The 16954-nt window shown below is 65.9% G+C and carries 13 protein-coding genes; 3 read left to right on the forward strand and 10 right to left on the reverse strand.

What is annotated here, in order from left to right:
- Positions 1–193: 193 nt before the first annotated feature.
- The 4 genes from tldD to CSC73_RS11425 form a co-directional block, all read right to left on the reverse strand.
- Positions 194–1639: a metalloprotease TldD gene (gene tldD / locus CSC73_RS11410; RefSeq protein ID WP_163840558.1), complete on the reverse strand. Its 1446-nt coding sequence runs from the start codon at positions 1637–1639 to the stop codon at positions 194–196.
- Between the two features lie 188 nt (positions 1640–1827).
- The gene (locus CSC73_RS11415) at positions 1828–5661 is read right to left on the reverse strand and encodes a YhdP family protein (protein ID WP_163840559.1); all 3834 of its coding nucleotides are present in this window, start codon (positions 5659–5661) and stop codon (positions 1828–1830) included.
- Positions 5662–5754: 93 nt separating this feature from the next.
- Complete coding sequence (gene rng / locus CSC73_RS11420; protein ID WP_093281347.1) at positions 5755–7242, reverse strand: ribonuclease G; 1488 nt, start codon at positions 7240–7242, stop codon at positions 5755–5757.
- A complete protein-coding gene (locus CSC73_RS11425) occupies positions 7242–7808 on the reverse strand; it encodes a Maf family protein (RefSeq protein WP_163840560.1) in 567 nt (188 codons plus the stop codon). The genes rng and CSC73_RS11425 overlap by 1 nt, the downstream gene beginning before the upstream one ends.
- 160 nt (positions 7809–7968) lie before the next feature.
- On the opposite strand from CSC73_RS11425, the gene CSC73_RS11430 reads away from it, so the two are divergent.
- Entirely contained in the window at positions 7969–8706 is a 738-nt protein-coding gene (locus CSC73_RS11430; protein ID WP_163840561.1) for an SIMPL domain-containing protein, read from the forward strand.
- Between the two features lie 284 nt (positions 8707–8990).
- Positions 8991–9647 (forward strand): energy transducer TonB, encoded by a 657-nt coding sequence (locus CSC73_RS11435; RefSeq protein WP_163840562.1) that lies wholly within the window; start codon positions 8991–8993, stop codon positions 9645–9647.
- A 204-nt stretch (positions 9648–9851) separates the two neighbouring features.
- Here CSC73_RS11435 and rlmH read toward each other — a convergent pair whose 3' ends face one another.
- The 6 genes from rlmH to leuS form a co-directional block, all read right to left on the reverse strand.
- A complete protein-coding gene (rlmH, locus tag CSC73_RS11440; RefSeq protein WP_163840563.1) occupies positions 9852–10322 on the reverse strand; it encodes a 23S rRNA (pseudouridine(1915)-N(3))-methyltransferase RlmH in 471 nt (156 codons plus the stop codon).
- A gap of 21 nt (positions 10323–10343) precedes the next feature.
- A complete protein-coding gene (gene rsfS, locus CSC73_RS11445) occupies positions 10344–10760 on the reverse strand; it encodes a ribosome silencing factor (protein WP_163840564.1) in 417 nt (138 codons plus the stop codon).
- 30 nt (positions 10761–10790) lie between these two features.
- Positions 10791–11453, reverse strand: coding sequence for a nicotinate-nucleotide adenylyltransferase (gene nadD, locus CSC73_RS11450; protein WP_163840565.1), 663 nt, complete (start codon positions 11451–11453; stop codon positions 10791–10793).
- Positions 11454–11652: 199 nt separating this feature from the next.
- Positions 11653–12687 carry a DNA polymerase III subunit delta gene (holA, locus tag CSC73_RS11455; protein WP_163840566.1) on the reverse strand — a complete coding sequence of 345 codons (1035 nt, stop codon included), beginning with the start codon at positions 12685–12687 and terminating at the stop codon, positions 11653–11655.
- A gap of 5 nt (positions 12688–12692) precedes the next feature.
- Positions 12693–13235 carry an LPS-assembly lipoprotein LptE gene (locus CSC73_RS11460; protein ID WP_093281386.1) on the reverse strand — a complete coding sequence of 181 codons (543 nt, stop codon included), beginning with the start codon at positions 13233–13235 and terminating at the stop codon, positions 12693–12695.
- 74 nt (positions 13236–13309) lie between these two features.
- On the reverse strand, positions 13310–15964 hold the full coding sequence (leuS, locus tag CSC73_RS11465) for a leucine--tRNA ligase (protein ID WP_163840567.1): 2655 nt from the start codon (positions 15962–15964) through the stop codon (positions 13310–13312).
- On the opposite strand from leuS, the gene CSC73_RS11470 reads away from it, so the two are divergent.
- On the forward strand, positions 15963–16937 hold the full coding sequence (locus CSC73_RS11470; RefSeq protein WP_246197499.1) for an amidohydrolase family protein: 975 nt from the start codon (positions 15963–15965) through the stop codon (positions 16935–16937). The genes leuS and CSC73_RS11470 overlap by 2 nt on opposite strands.
- Positions 16938–16954 lie beyond the last annotated feature (17 nt).

Consider the following 16954-nt stretch of genomic DNA (forward strand, 5'->3'; position numbering starts at 1 on the left):
TCTCCTTTCGGGAGAGGGGTTGGGGTGAGGGTACGGCGCAGACGCGATGGCGCAGATTGCGATTTTCGGACAGCGTTCGCAACACAGTTCGTTGTTGGGCTCATGTGCAACGACAAAACGCCTCTTCGCCGCACCCTCATCCGTCGCTGCGCGCCACCTTCTCCCGAAGGGAGAAGGGAAGAGCAAAGACTGATCACGCCCGCGTCCCGCCCACAGTAATACCTTCGATCAGCAACGAAGGCTGCCCCACGCCCACCGGCACGCTCTGCCCATCCTTGCCACACACGCCCACGCCGGCGTCGAGCGCCAGATCGTGGCCGATCATCTTCACCTTCTGCATGGTTTCCGGACCATTGCCGATCAAGGTAGCGCCCTTCACCGGCGCGGTGACCTTTCCGTCTTCGATCAAATAAGCCTCGGTGGCCGAAAACACGTACTTGCCGCTGGTGATATCGACCTGGCCGCCACCGAAATTCACCGCATACAACCCCTTCTTCACCGAGCGGATCATCTCCTGCGGGTCGTGCTGGCCCGCCAGCATGTAGGTATTGGTCATGCGCGGCATCGGCAGGTGCGCAAAGGATTCGCGGCGGCCGTTGCCGGTGGGCGCAACGCCCATCAGGCGCGCGTTGAGCGTGTCCTGCATGTAGCCGACCAGCACGCCGTCTTCGATCAGCGTCGTGCAATTGGTCTGCGTGCCTTCGTCGTCGATATTCAACGAGCCGCGGCGGCCCGGCAGGGTGCCGTCATCGACGATGGTGACGCCCGGCGAGGCGACGCGCTGGCCCATGCGGCCGGCATACGTCGAGGTACCCTTGCGGTTGAAGTCGCCTTCCAAGCCGTGGCCCACGGCTTCGTGCAGCAACACGCCCGGCCAGCCGGAACCCAGCACCACCGGCATCATCCCGGCCGGCGCGTCCACGGCTTCCAGATTCACCAGCGCCTGGCGCAGCGCTTCGCGCGCGAACCGTTCCGGCTTGCCGTCGCCGAACAACTCCGCATACGAGTAGCGTCCGCCGAAGCCGGCATAGCCGGATTCGCGGCGCCCATTCTGCTCCACGATCACCTGGATGTTCATGCGCACCAGCGGGCGCACGTCGGCGGCCAACACGCCGTCGCTGCGCGCGACCAGCACTGTGTCCACGCCGCCGGCCAGACTTACCGTCACCTGCTGCACGCGCGGATCGGCGGCGCGCAGCAGTTTATCGACGATGCGCAGGGTCTCCACTTTGGCGTCGTTGTCGAGCGCGTCGATGGGATCGTCGCTGGAGTAGAGCGAATGGCCACCGCCGCGCACCAGCGCATGCGGCGGATGCGAACTGCCGTCGCGGGCGATGGCGCGCGCCGAACCGGCCGCGCTCAACAGCGCCTGCGGATTGATGTCGTCGGAATAGGCGAAGCCGGTCTTCTCGCCGGAAATCGCGCGCACGCCCACGCCCTGGTCGATGGAATGCGCGCCGTCCTTGACGATGCCGTCCTCCACCGTCCAGCTCTCGCGCCGGGAATGCTGGAAATACAGATCGCCGAAATCGATACCGGGACCGAGCAGGGTGCCGAAGGCGCGATGCAGGCCTTGCTGGTCGAGGCCGGCGGGGAGGAGGAGACGGGTTTCGGCTAGAGCCAGCGAGGAGTTGGTCATAGAGGTTTAGTTTGGGGTCGAATGGAATAAAGGCAAGCTAGGCTTTTCCTTCTCCCTCCGGGAGAAGGTGGCGCGAAGCGACGGATGAGGGAAGGAGAACAACTCGCCAGTATGTTTCGTTACAAGCTGACTTTTCATTCCCTCATCCGCCCTACGGGCGCCTTCTCCCGGCGGGAGAAGGAAAGATCTCAAAGCGCCCCAGCCGCATTGACCTTCCCGGCCGCCTGGACTCGCGACTGCTCGCGCCCGATGACCTCCACCTTGGGGTCTTTCCAAGGCCCGGTCACGCGATAGGTCTTGGCGCCGATTTCGCCCAGCGGTTTCTTCAATACGGCATTGGCGGCCGCGCCGATCGCCGCGCCCAACGGGCCGCCCGCCACCGCGCCCACCACGGTCAGCAGATTGCCCGATTTGGGCAGCACTTCGATGGTCTGGTCGAAACGCTGCGCGCGCAAGTCGGTGCTGCCGCGGATATTGATCTGCGCGGCCGGGCCGTCCATCACCATGTCTTCGCTGCGCGCTACGCCGGCGCCGAAACGCACGTTGCCGTCGATGCGGTTGAAGGCGAAGCCCTTGGAGAAGAAATCGCGGAAGTCCAGCATCATCCGCCGCGGAAGCTGGGTCAGGCTGAGCAACCCCAGCACCCGTCCGGCGCCGGGTTCGACTTCGAGCAGCTGACCATTGCGCGCGGCTATGTGCAGATTGCCCTGCATGGTCGACAACGAAAACGCAGCCGGGCTGCCCGACCAGTTCGCGTCGAACTTCACCTTGCCCGAACCGCCGCCCAGCCGGCCCTTGATTCCCAGATCGTCCAGCAGACCGCCCAGGTCCTGGCTGTCGATATCGGCGGTCAGCTGCGTGCGCGCGGCCGCGCCGCGTCCCAGCCAGTCGCCCTGGATGTCGATTTTCTGCTTGGGCGACCGCAACGCCAGCTGCTGCACGCGCATGCCGGCCGCGGTTTGCTGCGTGCGCAGTTGCGCGCTGCCCAGTCGGGCATCGCCGAAGCGCAGATCGTCGATATCCAGACTCTGCGGGGGAACGGAGGCGGGATCGAAGGGATCGCTGACGGCCGCCGCATTGGCAGCACCGGGTTTGCCCGGCGTCGCCGAACGCCAATACAGACGCGCGAACTTGCCTGTGATCGTCGCGCCCTTTGCGTCGGGCACCTGCACCGATCCTGCCAATGCCGGACCAGCCAGCGTTACCGCCAGCCCATTGCCGGAGGGTACGACTTGCAGACGCGTGTTCGGGAACGCAGAGCCCAACAGCAACAAGCGGTCGGCGGTGACGTCTATCCTGCGCAGAGGCATGCCGTTGCCGTCGCCGCTACCGCTCTCGGCCAGCGCGATCCATTCGATCGCATCCAGGGCGGCGGTCCGGCCGCTGGCGATCAGGCCTGAAGCAGGCGCCGCCTCAGTCACCGCGTTGCTGCCCAGAACCACGCGCACGCCGCTCTGCCGGCCATCGCCGCGCGCGCGCAGGGCCAGCAGTTTTCCGAAGGCCACATCGATATTGCCCGCGCCCATCGGCATCGAAGTCTGCACAGTGGTCGGCAGCGCCAGGAAAGCCGGCTTGTCCAGCGGCGCGGGCAGCTTGAGCGTGGTGCCCACCAGATCCGAACGCAGGCTCAACCTGCTGGGCGTGCTGGATGCCGCGCCCTTCGGCACGGTCACCCCGACCGTCCATTGCGAACGCCCTTCCACGTAAGGCCTGAGCCAAGCGATCTCGGGGGCGCGGTCCAGCAGCTCCGATGCCGACAGGTTTGCCGACAGCTCGGCCTCGAAAGCATGCTGCCTGTCGCGGACGCCGCTGCCGGCGCGCAGGGAAAGCTGGCCGGGCTGGGCCGCGCCCGATTGCGTTTTCTGGCTGACCGCGAGCTTCTCGGCAGTGAAGCCGTCGTCATCGAAATCGGCGGTGCCGCGTACATTCTCGAAGGCCAGGTTCCAGCGCTTTTCGGTCAGGCGCGCACCGGACAATTCGACCGTACCGCGGGTTCTCCTTGCCGCCTTGCTCTGCGCATGCAGGGGCAGCAGCATCTCGTAGGTGGCGCGCGCCGGACCGCTGGCGGTCAGGTTGGCCAACGTGTCGCCGTACTTCTTCTGCAACGGCGATTGCCGCAACATCGCCAGCATCTGCGCCGCGTCGGAACCGCCGCGCGCCTCCACCGACAACTCCGATTTGGAGAACTCGGGAATGCCGGCCTTGAACCGGTCTATGCGCACGCCCGCCAGCGCACCCTGGCCCTCGATGGAGAAGCCATTGCCGATGAAGGCGATGTCCGCGCTCACCTGATCCATCGCCGGCCAATCGGGCTGGAACTTGAACTGCCCGCCCTCGATCCGCGCCACCGCCTCGAAGCGTCCGTTGTTGCGGGTGAAAGGCCAGTCGTCGAGATCGCCGGAGACGATCGCACGCCCGTTGCGCACCTTGCCGCCGACCAGCGCGCGATTGAGCCAGTCCACCGCGGCCTTGGACATCTTGTCGTGTATCCAGAATCCCTTGGCGGCGAACACCGGCGTTTCGTCGATATCGGCCGCGATGTCGATCCATGGCCGCGTTCCATCGCCCTGGAACCACAAACCGCCACGCGCCTGCGCGCCGAAATCCTTGCCCCGGATCCGCAACGCCGAAGTACCCAACCGCCAACCCGCGCCTTCGCGCCAGCCCGCCAGGGAACCCTCCAGCTTCACTTCATGGACGACACCGAAACCGGTGGGCCAGTCGAAGCGGAAGGCGGTCCTGGGATCCAGCTTCAATGCGAAACCCTGTTCGTCGCCGACGAATTCTCCCGCCAATCCGTTGAGGCCGGGCGAATGGCCCACTGCCAGGAAACTTATCCCCTCCAGCCGTCCTTGCGCGCGCATGCCCGCTGCGCGGCTTCCGGTCAGCGCCACCCGGGCCAGGCGTGCGCCGGGTCTGGCCTGCGACAGCCATTGGCGCAGGCTGGGATCGATGCGATCGCTCAACCCCATCAGCGAGAACAGCGGCGCGGCATCGATCTGATCGGCCAATAGGGCGTACTCACGACCGCCCGCGAGCACCAGCCCATCCAGTCTTTGCGGCGCCTGCTCATCGCCCACCAACAGTTGCGGCGCATCGAAGCGCCAGCCGTTACGGGCGAGACGCCAGCGCACCCGTCCTTCCACCCGATCGAAACGCACGCGCGGCACACTGCCGTTGCGCGGCAGGGCGGCGCCACGCAGACCTACGTCCCGCAGCTTCAATTCCGAAGTGGCCAGAACCACGCGCCGCTTCCGCAATTCGACCCAACCCTGCACGCGTCCCGCGCCGGATTCGGCGCTCACGCCCGCATAGCGCAGCAGAGAAGCCCACTGCGCCATATCCACCGCTTGCGCATCCAGATAGGCGCGGCCATCGCCGCTGCCGCGATCGAAGTCGAACGCGACCTGCACCGGCGCGCCTTCCTTGCGTATCCATGCGCGGGTGCCGACGCGCACGCGGCCGCCGTCCACGCGCAAACGCAGATCGATCTTCGGCAATTGCAGATCCCAGCCCAGCGCTGGCGCCAACACCGACAGCTTGCCGTCGATCACCTGCAACTCGCCCAGACCTTCGAGATTCTTCAACGGATCGCCGACGGTTTTCTGTCCAGGCAATCCGAGCGCCGACCAGGTGCCGTCGTCGGCGCGCTGCAGGGTCAGCGACAATCCTCGCAGGCGCAGTTCGGTGAAGGAACGCCCCGGCAGCAGGCCCGCATACATCGACACCAGCACCTCCGCTTCGCCGATGCGCACTACCTCATCGCCTTCGCCCAGCCGCAGGCCGTCCAGCCGCAGCAAGGGGCCGCGACGCGTCCATTCGGTGGTCACATGGTCGAACGCCACCGGCCGGCCCGCGCGCGCGCTCAGCCATGCCGCGATCTTCTGCGGATGCCTTTCCGCAAGCGGCAGCACCTGGCTGGCGATGCCCAGCACCAGCGCCATGCACACCAGCGTGCCGGCCGCGACGTACCAGACGCCACGACGGGCCATGCGTAAACGACGGCGCAGCGGAGTAGGCATCAGCGCGCCTCGCGCGCCGGGAATAGGGAATAGGGAATAGGGAATGGGAAAGGCGCGACCCCATTCTCCATTCCCCATTCCCCATTCACAGTCCTAAAGCAGCACCACATCGAACTGCTCCTGCAGGTATTGCTCATCGGCCTGGAAGCGGATCGACTTGCCCAGGAATTCCTCCAGCTCCGCCACCGCCGGCGACTCCTCTTCGGTGATGCGCGCAACCACTTTGGGAGAGGCGATCACCAGCAGCCGCGCCGCTTCGAACTGGCGCACGGCGCGGGTGATCTCGCGGAAGATTTCGTAGGTGACGGTTTCGGCCGTCTTCACCGTACCGCGCCCGCCGCATTCATGGCAGGACTCGGACAGCTGGCGCTCCAGGCTTTCGATGGTGCGCTTGCGCGTCATCTCCACCAGGCCCAGCGGCGAGAACTCGTACACCGTGGTCTTGGCGTGGTCGCGCGACAGCGCCTTCTCCAGCGTGCGCAGCACCTGGCGGCGATGCTCCGGATCGTCCATGTCGATGAAGTCGATGATGATGATCCCGCCCAGGTTGCGCAGGCGCAGCTGCCGCGCCACCGATTGCGCGGCCTCCAGGTTGGTGCGGTAGACGGTTTCCTCCAGGTTCCGCTGGCCCAGGAAGGAACCGGTGTTGACGTCGATGGTGGTCATCGCCTCGGTCTGGTCGATCACCAGGTAGCCGCCGGATTTCAGCGGCACCTGCTTCTCCAGCGCGCGGCCGATCTCGTCTTCCACCCCGTACAGGTCGAAGATGGGGCGCTCGCCGGCGTAGTGCTCGATGCGTTCGGCCAATACCGGCATGTATTTCGCGGCGAAGGCCTGCAGGCGGTCGCAGGTTTCGCGCGAGTCCACCTTCACTTTCTCCACATCGCGGCGCATCAGATCGCGCACCGCGCGCAGCGGCAGGGTCAAGTCCTCGTAGATGCAGGCGCCCATCGCTGCTTCGCGGCTGCGCTGCTCCACCAGTGCCCAGACCCGCGACAGATAGGCGATGTCCTCGGCCAGCGCCTCCTGCGTCTGGCCCTCGGCATTGGTGCGCACGATGTAACCATGCCCGCCATGGGCGGCCGCCAACTCGCCTACCAGCGTCTTCAGGCGCAGGCGTTCGGCTTCGTCTTCGATGCGCGCGGAAACGCCAATCACTTTCGACTGCGGCAGCAGCACCATGTAGCGCGAAGGGATGCTGATCTGGGTGGTCAGGCGCGCTCCCTTGCTGCCGATGGGATCCTTGACCACCTGCACCACGATGTCCTGGCCGTCGCGCAGAAGCTCCACGATGGGCGTGGCGGTGGCCGGCGCCGGCGACACCTCGACTTCGTCGCCGCTGGTGGCCGGCACCGCGCGGACGACGTCGTTGGCGTGCAGGAAAGCGGCGCGGTCCAGGCCCACCTCGACGAACGCGGCCTGCATGCCGGGCATCACCCGCTGCACCTTGCCCTTGTAGATGTTGCCGACCACACCGCGGCGCCAACCGCGCTCGATGTGCAGTTCCTGCAGCATGCCGTTCTCGACCACGGCCACGCGGGTCTCGCGCGGGGTGACGTTGACCAGTATTTCCTCGGACATCACTGCACCCCGAACGACTTCAACAACCGCGACGTCTCGAACAGGGGCAAACCCATCACCCCCGAGTAGCTGCCGGACAGATGGCGCACGAACCGCTCGGCCGCGCCCTGGATGCCGTAGGCGCCGGCCTTGCCCTCGGCCTGGCCGGTAGCGACATAGGCGGCGATTTCGTCTTCCCCCAGTTCGGCGAAGGATACTTCCGATACCGATACCGCCTGCGCCTCGCGGCTGGCGCTGACCAGCGAAACCGCCGTCACCGCCAGATGGGTGCGCCCGGAAAGGCGGCGCAGCATGGCGGCCGCATCGGCGGCATCGCGCGGTTTGCCGAACACTTCGTCGTCCAGGATCACCTCGGTGTCGGCCCCCAGCACCAGGGCATCAGGTACCGACATGACCGTCAGCAGGCCGGCGCCGGCCTTCTCCCGGGCGACGCGGCGCACGTATTCCTCGGCCGGCTCGTTGGGCTGGCGGTGTTCGGGGATATCCAGATCCAGAACGCCGAAATCCACCCCCAGACGGGCCAGCAGCTCTGCCCGGCGGGGCGATTTCGATGCGAGATACAACATAGGGGCAGGATACCCTGCGCATGCTGACTGAATGGCCGCTCAAGCAAGCGGGCCGAACGGAACCCCGACACGGCTCACAACGCGTTCATGCTTACCCGAACACCCTAGCCCGCGCTTTTGCATGGCTCAGGCAACAACCGCATACCTCAAGGAGAACCCAATGCGCATCCGTTCGTTACGCCCCCTGCTGCTCGCCCTGTCCCTCGCCCTCGGAGCCACCACCATGACCGCCCATGCCCAGAACGCCGCCGGCTACGCAGTCCCCACCGACGGCACCCTGCTCTCGGTCTCGGCCAATGCCGAAGCCTCGCGCGTGCCGGACGTGGCCACCATTTCCGCCGGTGTGGTGACCCAGGCGGTGGACGGCAACGCCGCCATGCGCCAGAACGCCGAGCAGATGGCCAAGGTCATGGCCGCCATCAAGGCGGCGGGCATCGCCGAAAAAGACATCCAGACCAGCGGCATCAACCTCAGCCCGCAGTACCGCTATGTGGAGAACGAGGCGCCGAAGATCACCGGCTTCCAGGCCAGCAATACGGTCAACCTGAAAGTGCGCGACATCGCCAAGCTGGGCAAGGTGCTGGACGCACTGGCCGCACAGGGCAGCAACCAGATCAACGGCCCCAGCTTCGAGATCGACCAACCCGAACCGGTCTACGACGAGGCCCGCCTGGCGGCGCTGAAGAAGGCCCAGGCCCGCGCCGAAACCTATGCCAAGTCGCTGGACCTGAAGGTACGCCGCATCGTCAGCATTTCCGAAGGCGGCGGCGGCAACTTCCGTCCGGTGCCGATGATGGCGATGGCCAAGAGCATGGACCGTGCCGAATCGACCGCGGTTTCGCCGGGCGAGACCACCCTGTCGGTCAATCTGGACGTGGTGTTCGAATTGGGCAAGTGAATCCTGCCGCCCATCGGACCTTGAAACGGCGCCTTGCGGCGCCGTTTTTCGTAGGTCGGGGCTACGCCCCCGACGCGCGAGCTGCCGGGATTCCGGGATTCAAAGAAGGGGTTTCCAATTCCCAAGCGTCGGGGGCGTAGCCCCGACCTACGTCTATGGTCTAAGTCCTCTTGTCAGCCGCCCGAAGCCGGCGCATTGTCGGGTTGCGGCACGGCAGACCGGTTTAACCCCACGGCCCGTGTCCAGGCGTTGTTCCTCTCGCATACCCAATATGGAGGTGGATCATGGTTCGCACACTGCCGGTCGATTCCGAAACCCGTCCCGAACTGCCGCGCATCCTGGCGATCGCCTTCGCGATCGCCGTGCATGTATTGGCGCTCTTGTTGCTGTTGATCCCGATGGCGACGCCTGTTCTGGTGCCGCTTGCCGATGACAGACCCGATGTTTCCATCATCAAGCGGGAAAAGCAGGTCATCGAAAAGAAGGAAGTCGAAGTCGTACCCAAGCGCGAAGTGCAGTCACCCACCACCAAGCCGCAAGAAATAACGAAGCCCCAGGTGGATCCGCCCGAGATAGTGGACGGCGGCACTGTGTTCACGAACAACACCGGCACCTTGGACCCGGGCCCTGTCGTAGTTCCTGGCCCCGTGGAAACGGGTCCGGTCAACGTGGGCAGCTTGTCTTACGTGAGGGCACCCCCGCCCGCTTATCCGCGGGCCGAAATCCGCAATGGCGTTGGCGGCACTGTCCTCCTGCGCGTCCTGGTGGATGTGGATGGCCGGCCATTGGAAGTGGTGGTCCTCGACAGCAGCGGCAACCGCAACCTGGATCGCGCCGCGCGGGAAAACGTGCTGAAGAACTGGCTGTTCCAGCCGGCCATGCGCGATGGCCAGCCGGTCCAGGCCTACGGCAAGGTGCCGGTGGTGTTTTCGGTGCAATGAGTGGGTCGGGGCTGACCGTATAAAGAAAGATCTTCACCGTCATCCCAGCGAACGCTGGGATCCATTTTGACTTTGCTCTTGCTGTTGTGCCTGACCAGTGAAAGCCAAAATCAAGATGGATCCCAGCTTGCGCTGGGATGACGTCCGTTCGGTGGAAAGTCGTTCGGGCGAAGTGCGCAACAGGGCGGCGCAAGACTGCAGCGCTCAAGCCCGGTGGTAAGGATGATTGGCCAGCATCGCCGCAGCTCGATACAGCTGTTCGGCGACCAACAGCCGTGCCAGCATGTGCGGCAAGGTCAGCGGACCCAGCGACCAGGTTTCATTGGCGGCCGACAGCACATCCGCCGCATGTCCTTCGGGCCCGCCGATCAGGAACACCAGGTCGCGGCCTTGCCCACGCCAATGCTCCATGCGCTGGGCGAGTTGTTCGGAAGAATGCGCCTTGCCGGTGACTTCCAGTGCGACGACGTGTGAATTCCTGGGTATCGCGGCCAAGACCCGCCGCCCTTCGTCGTCGATCGCACGCTGCGCATCGCGGCCCTTGCCGCGCAAGCCGGGTTCGATTTCGATCAGATCCAGTGGCAGCCAGTGCGAAAGCCGCTTCTGGTATTCGGCAAACCCCTGCGCCACCCAAGCGGGCGCGCGTTCGCCGGTGGCGATCAGGCGCGCCTTCATCGCATGGTCCGCGTCGCGCGCTTAGCGCCGCTCGTAGTCCGCGGTTTCATGGTCGTCCGGCGGATTGTCGCCGACCGTCCACAGGCGCTCCAGCGCATAGAACTCGCGCACGCGCGGCAGCATGACGTGCACGATGACGTCGCCCAGGTCCACCAGCACCCATTCGGCTTCACGTTCGCCTTCCACGCCCAGCGGCATCACGTCCAGCTTCTTGGCGAACTTGACGACTTCATCGGCACTGGATTTGACGTGGCGGGTGGAGGTGCCCGAGGCGATCACCAGGTAGTCGGCGACGCTGGACTTGCCGCGCACGTCGATCTCGACGACATCCTTGGCCTTGAGTTCCTGGAGCGCCGCGTGCACGTTGGCTAGCAATACGGGGACCGACGGCGGCGGGTTGGGAAGACGGGTCTTGATGACTTGTGCTTGGCTGGACAAAGGCTTGGAAGCTCTTGGGGTTGGCGCGAATTATAGCGGACTGGGTCCGGGGGCCGGCTGTGAATACAGGCCGTTGCGGGCGATGAAACCCGCCACCGCAGGCGGTACCAGCCCTTGCCAGGGCTCGCCGTGGGCGATCCGGCGACGAATATCGCTGGCCGACTCGGGATGCAGCGGCTGGTTCAACAGGAACAACCGGCCGGCCGGCGTGGTTTTGAGGGTCTGGGGCGAATCCGTCCAGCGCCCCGCCACCGCCGCCGTCAGCTCCGGGGACAGTTCGCCGTCCAATGGGCTGCCCGGGCGCGGCGCCACCACGAAATGGGCGAAACCGAACAACGCCTCCCATTCACGCCAGGTCGGCAGGCCGACGAAACTGTCGGCGCCGACCAGCAGGGCGATGGGCATGCCCGGGCCGAATTCCGCCCGCAATCCGCGCAGGGTATCGATGCTGTAGGAGCGGCCCTGGCGTTGCAGCTCGCGCCGGTCGACCAGCAGCCCCGGCTCATCGGCTACCGCCAGATCCAGCATTTCCGCGCGTTGTCCCGCATCGGCGCCGGGCGGCGCGCGATGCGGCGGATCGGCCGCGGGCATCAGCCGCACCCGGCAGCCGAGTTCGTCGCGCGCGGCGCGCGCTATGGCGACATGGCCGTTATGGACGGGGTCGAAGGTGCCGCCGTAGAAGAGTTTCAGCATTGGTTATGCAGTGATTTCCGAAGTCAGCGTGGCCGGGAAACTGCGAATCCTTCCGTCGTCATCCCAGCGAAAGCTGGGATCCATCTTGATCTTGGCTCTCACCGAGAGACTTCAGAGCAAAAGCAAAGTCAAAATGGATCCCACCTTTCGCTGGGATGACGATCGTAGAGGCTACTGAACGTGTCTTCGCGGCGACCACTCACGCCACCAGCAGCCGCACCGCCCTGGCTTCGGCGATGGCCAGCAGCAGCCGTTCCAGCGCCACCCAGGCGTCGCCGTCGGCACGGCCCTTGGCGATGCGGTCGATGCGCGAAGCCTCGGCGGCGAAGCGATCCCAGCGGGCGGGATTGGGATGGCGCTGCAGCGCGCGCTTGAACGGCGCCTGCTTGGTCTCCCAGATTCCCTGCGTTTTCATTTCCGAGGCCAGATTGGCGCCGCGCGCCTGCGCACGCGCCAGCGCGGCGGTGCGCAGCAGCTCCTTGACCACCATGGGCATCAGCCCGGCGACCACCTCGCCTTCGGCACGCAGCCCCGCGATCATGCGCGACACCTGCGGCCCCTGCCCGCCCAATACGGCGTCGGTCAGGCGGAATACGTCGTAACGCGCGGCATCGGCGACCAGCGATTCCATCTTTTCCGCATCCAGGGTATCGCCGTCGGCCAGCAGGGCCAGCTTGTCTATTTCCTGCGCGGCGGCCAGCAGGTTGCCTTCCACGCGCTCGACCAGGATCTGCACCGCATCGCGGTCGGCGCGCAGGCCCTTGGCGCGCAACCGGCTTTCGACCCAGCCGGCCAGCTCGTGCGGCTTGATCGCCCAGGCGATGGCGAGCGCTCCTATTTTGGAGATGGCATCGGTCCACTTGCCGTGATGGGCCTTGCTCCACTCGCCGGCCGTGATCAGCAGCACCACATCTGGCGGCGGGTTCGCGCAGAACGCGGCGATGGCTTCGGCGCCGTCCTTGCCGGGCTTGCCGGTGGGCAGGCGCACTTCCACCAGACGGCGCGCGCTGAACAGGCTGGGTGCGTTGAACGTGGCTTCCAGCGTGGCCCAATCGAAATCGCGACCGTCGGCATCGAAGACCTCGCGCTCGCCTATGCCCTGGGCGCGCGCCTGCCGGCGCACCGCATCGGCCGCCTCCAGCACGCGCAGCATTTCCGGACCGGCGATCAGGTAGACCGGATGCAGCGCGGCGTCATCGGGCAGCGCGGCCAGCCGTTCCGGGGTCAGTTCCATCAGGCTTAAGGCGCGGGTTTCCGGCCCTGCGCACCGCCCTGGATCACGCCGTCGACGCGGCGCAGGATCGAGGCGGCCATCTCGCGGCGCAGCTCGTCGGCCAGGATTTCGCGTTCGGTTGTGGTGCCGGTGACGTTTTCAGGGGGCGCGACATAATCGCGGGACAGCTCGACCACCTGCTGGGGCACCAATTCGGAGCCGTCTGCGCGGCGGAACACGAATACCGCGGCGTAGCGCAGGCTGAATTCCTGCGCCCGGCCGCGGTCGTCCATGGCGATGGGCAGATCGCCCCAACGCTCGGAAAGGATTTCCAGGCTCGCTACATTGGTGGCGTCGGCTTCGGCGGCCACCGCTCCGGCGTGCCTCAGCCCGGTGGCTACGGCTTCGGCCAGCGGACTGTACTGCGTGGTCGAGGTGACCCGCACCGGCCCCAGATCGGCCGGCAACGCGATCTTGTTGCGCAGGTGGAAGCCGCAGGCGGAAAGGGCGAGGGCCAGCACGCAGGCCGCCAGCAGGCGCAGAACGGGTAACGCGGAGCTTCTGATCATGGGCGAAGTCTGGACGAGCCGGCCATGGGCGGCAATAGCCAACCCGGATGGCAGGTGAATATCCCCGTCCGCGCTCACGCCGCCACGATGTTGACGATCTTGCCCGGCACGATGATCACCTTGCGCACTTCCATGCCCTGCATGAACTTGGCGGTGTTGGGTTCGGCCTTGGCCAGCGCTTCGATCTGGTCGCGCGGCAGGTCCACGGCCACTTCGATGGTGCCGCGCAGTTTGCCGTTGACCTGCACCGCCAGCGTCAGCTGGTCGCGCACCAGCGCCGAGCTGTCGACCTGCGGGAACGGCAGGTTCTCCAGCAACGTTTCCGCATGGCCCAGTACCTGCCACAGCGCGTGGCTGGTATGGGGGGTGATGGGGTTGAGCAGCAGCACCGCCGCCTCCAGCGCTTCCTGGCGGACGGCGCGATCATTTGCGCTGGGTCCTGAGCCTGTCGAAGGGTCGAACTTGTTCAACGCATTGGACAGCTCCATCACCGCCGCGATGGCGGTATTGAAACTGTGGCGCCTGCCGTAGTCGCCGGCGACCTTGTCGATGGTTTCGTGGGTCTTGCGGCGCAACGCCTTCTGTTCGGCCGACAGAGTCGAACGATCCGCCGCCGGCGCCGGCGCCGCGCCCGATGCCGCGTGTTTCTGCACCTGCGCCCACAGACGGCGCAGGAAACGCGACATGCCTTCCACGCCGGCTTCGTTCCACTCCAGCGACTGTTCCGGCGGCGCGGCGAACATGGAGAACAGGCGCACCGTGTCGGCGCCGTACTTGTCCACCATCGCCTGCGGATCGACGCCGTTGTTCTTGGACTTGGACATCTTCTCGCTGCCGCCGATCGACACCGGATTTCCATCGGCAATCAACGTAGCGCCAACGATGCGGCCGCGCTCGTCGCGCTGCACTTCCACCTCGGAAGGATTGATCCATTCGCGGTTGCCGGTCGCCGATTCGCGGTAGTAGGTATCGGCGATGACCATGCCCTGGCACAACAGGTTGGCTGCGGGTTCGTCGCTGTCCACCAGCCGCGCGTCGCGCAGGAGCTTGTGGTAGAAACGGAAATACATCAGGTGCAGGATCGCGTGCTCGATACCGCCGATGTACTGGTCCACCGGTAGCCAGTAGTTGCCGCGCTTGTCGACCATGTCCTTGGCGCCGGGCGAGGTGTAGCGCGCGTAGTACCAGCTGGATTCCATGAAGGTGTCGAAGGTGTCGGTTTCGCGCTCGGCCGCGCCACCGCATTCCGGACAAGTGGTCTTGCGCCACTCCGGATCGGCCTTGATCGGGGATTTCACTCCGTCCAGGATGACGTTTTCCGGCAACACCACCGGCAACTGCGATTCCGGCACCGGCACCGCGCCGCAATTCGCGCAGTAAATGACGGGAATCGGGCAGCCCCAGTAGCGCTGGCGCGAGACGCCCCAATCGCGCAGGCGGTAGTTGATGCGGCGCTGGCCCCGGCCCTGGCGTTCGAAGCGTTCGGCCAGCGCTTCGAAGGCGCCGCGGTAACCCAGACCGTCGAATTCGCCGGAGTTCACCAGCTCCAGATCGGCGCGGGTCTTGTCGGCGTACCAGTCGTGCCAGGTATCGGGGTCGTAGTTCCGTTCGGTCTCGTTCTTGGGCGACTTCAGGGCGATCACCTGCTGGATCGGCAAGCCGTATTTGTGGGCGAATTCGAAATCGCGTTGGTCGTGTCCCGGCACCGCCATCACCGCGCCCGTGCCGTAGCCCATCAACACGAAGTTGGCCACCCACACCGGCACCTTGTCGCCGGTGACCGGATGCACCGCGCGCAGGCCGGTGTCCATGCCGCGCTTTTCCTGGGTTTCCAGTTCGGCTTCGGAGACGCCGCCATGTTTCAGCTCATCCAGGAACGCGGCCAACTGCGGATTGGAAGCGGCGGCTTTCAACGCCAGCGGATGTTCGCCGGCGATGGATACGAAGGTCACGCCCATCAGCGTGTCCGGACGCGTGGTGAACACGGTCAGGGGTTCGTTGCCTTCGACTGCGAACTTGATCTCCAAGCCTTCGGAGCGGCCGATCCAGTTGCGCTGCATGGTCTTGACCGAATCCGGCCAGCCCGGCAGTTCGTCCAACCCGTCCAGCAGCTCCTGCGCGTAGTCGGTGATGCGCAGGAACCATTGCGGGATCTCGCGCTTTTCCACCACCGCGCCCGAGCGCCAGCCGCGGCCGTCGATGACCTGTTCGTTGGCCAGCACGGTCTGGTCCACAGGATCCCAGTTGACCACCGAATTCTTGCGGTAGGCGATGCCCTTGCGCAGCAGGCGCACGAACATGCGCTGCTCGTGCACGTAGTAATCGGGGCGGCAGGTGGCGAACTCGCGCGACCAGTCGATCGCGTAGCCCAGCGCTTTCAGCTGGCTGCGCATGTGCTCGATGTTGGCGTAGGTCCACTTGGCCGGCGCGGTGTTGTTCTTGATCGCGGCGTTTTCGGCAGGCAGGCCGAAAGCGTCCCAGCCCATCGGCTGCAGCACGTTCTTGCCGGTCATGCGCTGGTAGCGGCTGATCACATCGCCGATGGTGTAGTTGCGCACGTGGCCCATGTGCAGCGCGCCGGAAGGGTACGGCAACATCGACAGGCAGTAGAACTTGGGCTTGTCGGAGGTTTCGTCGACCTCGAAGGCGCGGTTCCGGTCCCAGAAGGACTGGGCGGCGATTTCGACGGACTTGGGATCGTGGACGGCGGGTTCGGCGGCAACTGACATGCGTGGGCGGACTTCGGTGCTGAAATTCAAGCTGCGCAGCGTACCGCAGTGCACCAAGCACCGCCATGGCGATGGCTATCGTGGCCGACCCGTCCCGGAGCCCGCCATGCGCCTGAAGCCCTTTTTCCTGATCGCCCGGGCCAGTCAGGCCGTATCCGCCGCGGAACCCTCTTCCCCCGCCCCGGCTCAGGATGCCAGCCCCGCACAGGCCTTGCACTGCGAGCGCCTGTTCGACGCCCGCAGCGGAAAAATGCTGGGCGAGCACACCATCGTGGTCCGCGAGGGCAAGATCGCCTCGGTACTGCCGGGCCGAGCCAAATTGGCCGATGGCACCGAGTCCATCGTGCTGGCGGGCCGGACCTGCATGCCCGGCTGGACCGACCTGCACGTGCACCTGGGGCAGCAATCCAATCCGCAGAGCTATTCCGAGGGCTTCCGGCTGGATCCCACCGATTATGCGTTCCGGTCGGTCGGTTACGCCGAGAAGACCCTGATGGCCGGTTTCACCAGCGTGCGCGACCTGGGCGGCGGCGTCAGCCCGCATCTGCGTGACGCCGCGAACCAGGGGCTGGTGAAGGGGCCGCGCATTTTCGCCGCCGGCAAATCCATCGCCACTACCGGCGGCCATGCCGACCCCACCAACGGCTTCAACAGCGAGCTGGAGCACCTGCTGGGTCCGCCCGGCCCCACCGAAGGCGTGATCAATTCCATCGACGACGCCCGCCAGGCTGTGCGCCAGCGCTACAAGGACGGCAGCGACGTGATCAAGATCACCGCCACCGGCGGCGTGCTGAGCTACGCGAAATCGGCCGACGCGCCGCAGTTCACGGTGGAGGAGGTTCGCGCCATCGTCGAAACCGCCAACGACTACGGTTACAAGGTGGCCGCGCACGCGCACGGCGCCGAAGGCATGAAGCGCGCGGTGCTGGGTGGCGTGACCAGCATCGAACACGGCACCGAGATGACCGACTAGATCGTGTCGCTGATGAA

This window comes from Pseudoxanthomonas sacheonensis (genome assembly GCF_010093305.1).
Classification (GTDB): Bacteria; Pseudomonadota; Gammaproteobacteria; order Xanthomonadales; family Xanthomonadaceae; genus Pseudoxanthomonas_A; species Pseudoxanthomonas_A sacheonensis.

Coding starts and splice junctions, on each gene's coding strand:
- tldD (WP_163840558.1), bottom strand. CDS start 1,639: ATGACCAACTCCTCGCTGGCTCTAGCCGAAACCCGTCTCCTCCTCCCC.
- CSC73_RS11415 (WP_163840559.1), bottom strand. CDS start 5,661: ATGCCTACTCCGCTGCGCCGTCGTTTACGCATGGCCCGTCGTGGCGTC.
- rng (WP_093281347.1), bottom strand. CDS start 7,242: ATGTCCGAGGAAATACTGGTCAACGTCACCCCGCGCGAGACCCGCGTG.
- CSC73_RS11425 (WP_163840560.1), bottom strand. CDS start 7,808: ATGTTGTATCTCGCATCGAAATCGCCCCGCCGGGCAGAGCTGCTGGCC.
- CSC73_RS11430 (WP_163840561.1), top strand. CDS start 7,969: ATGCGCATCCGTTCGTTACGCCCCCTGCTGCTCGCCCTGTCCCTCGCC.
- CSC73_RS11435 (WP_163840562.1), top strand. CDS start 8,991: ATGGTTCGCACACTGCCGGTCGATTCCGAAACCCGTCCCGAACTGCCG.
- rlmH (WP_163840563.1), bottom strand. CDS start 10,322: ATGAAGGCGCGCCTGATCGCCACCGGCGAACGCGCGCCCGCTTGGGTG.
- nadD (WP_163840565.1), bottom strand. CDS start 11,453: ATGCTGAAACTCTTCTACGGCGGCACCTTCGACCCCGTCCATAACGGC.
- holA (WP_163840566.1), bottom strand. CDS start 12,687: ATGGAACTGACCCCGGAACGGCTGGCCGCGCTGCCCGATGACGCCGCG.
- CSC73_RS11460 (WP_093281386.1), bottom strand. CDS start 13,235: ATGATCAGAAGCTCCGCGTTACCCGTTCTGCGCCTGCTGGCGGCCTGC.
- CSC73_RS11470 (WP_246197499.1), top strand. CDS start 15,963: ATGCGTGGGCGGACTTCGGTGCTGAAATTCAAGCTGCGCAGCGTACCG.
- leuS (WP_163840567.1), bottom strand. CDS start 15,964: ATGTCAGTTGCCGCCGAACCCGCCGTCCACGATCCCAAGTCCGTCGAA.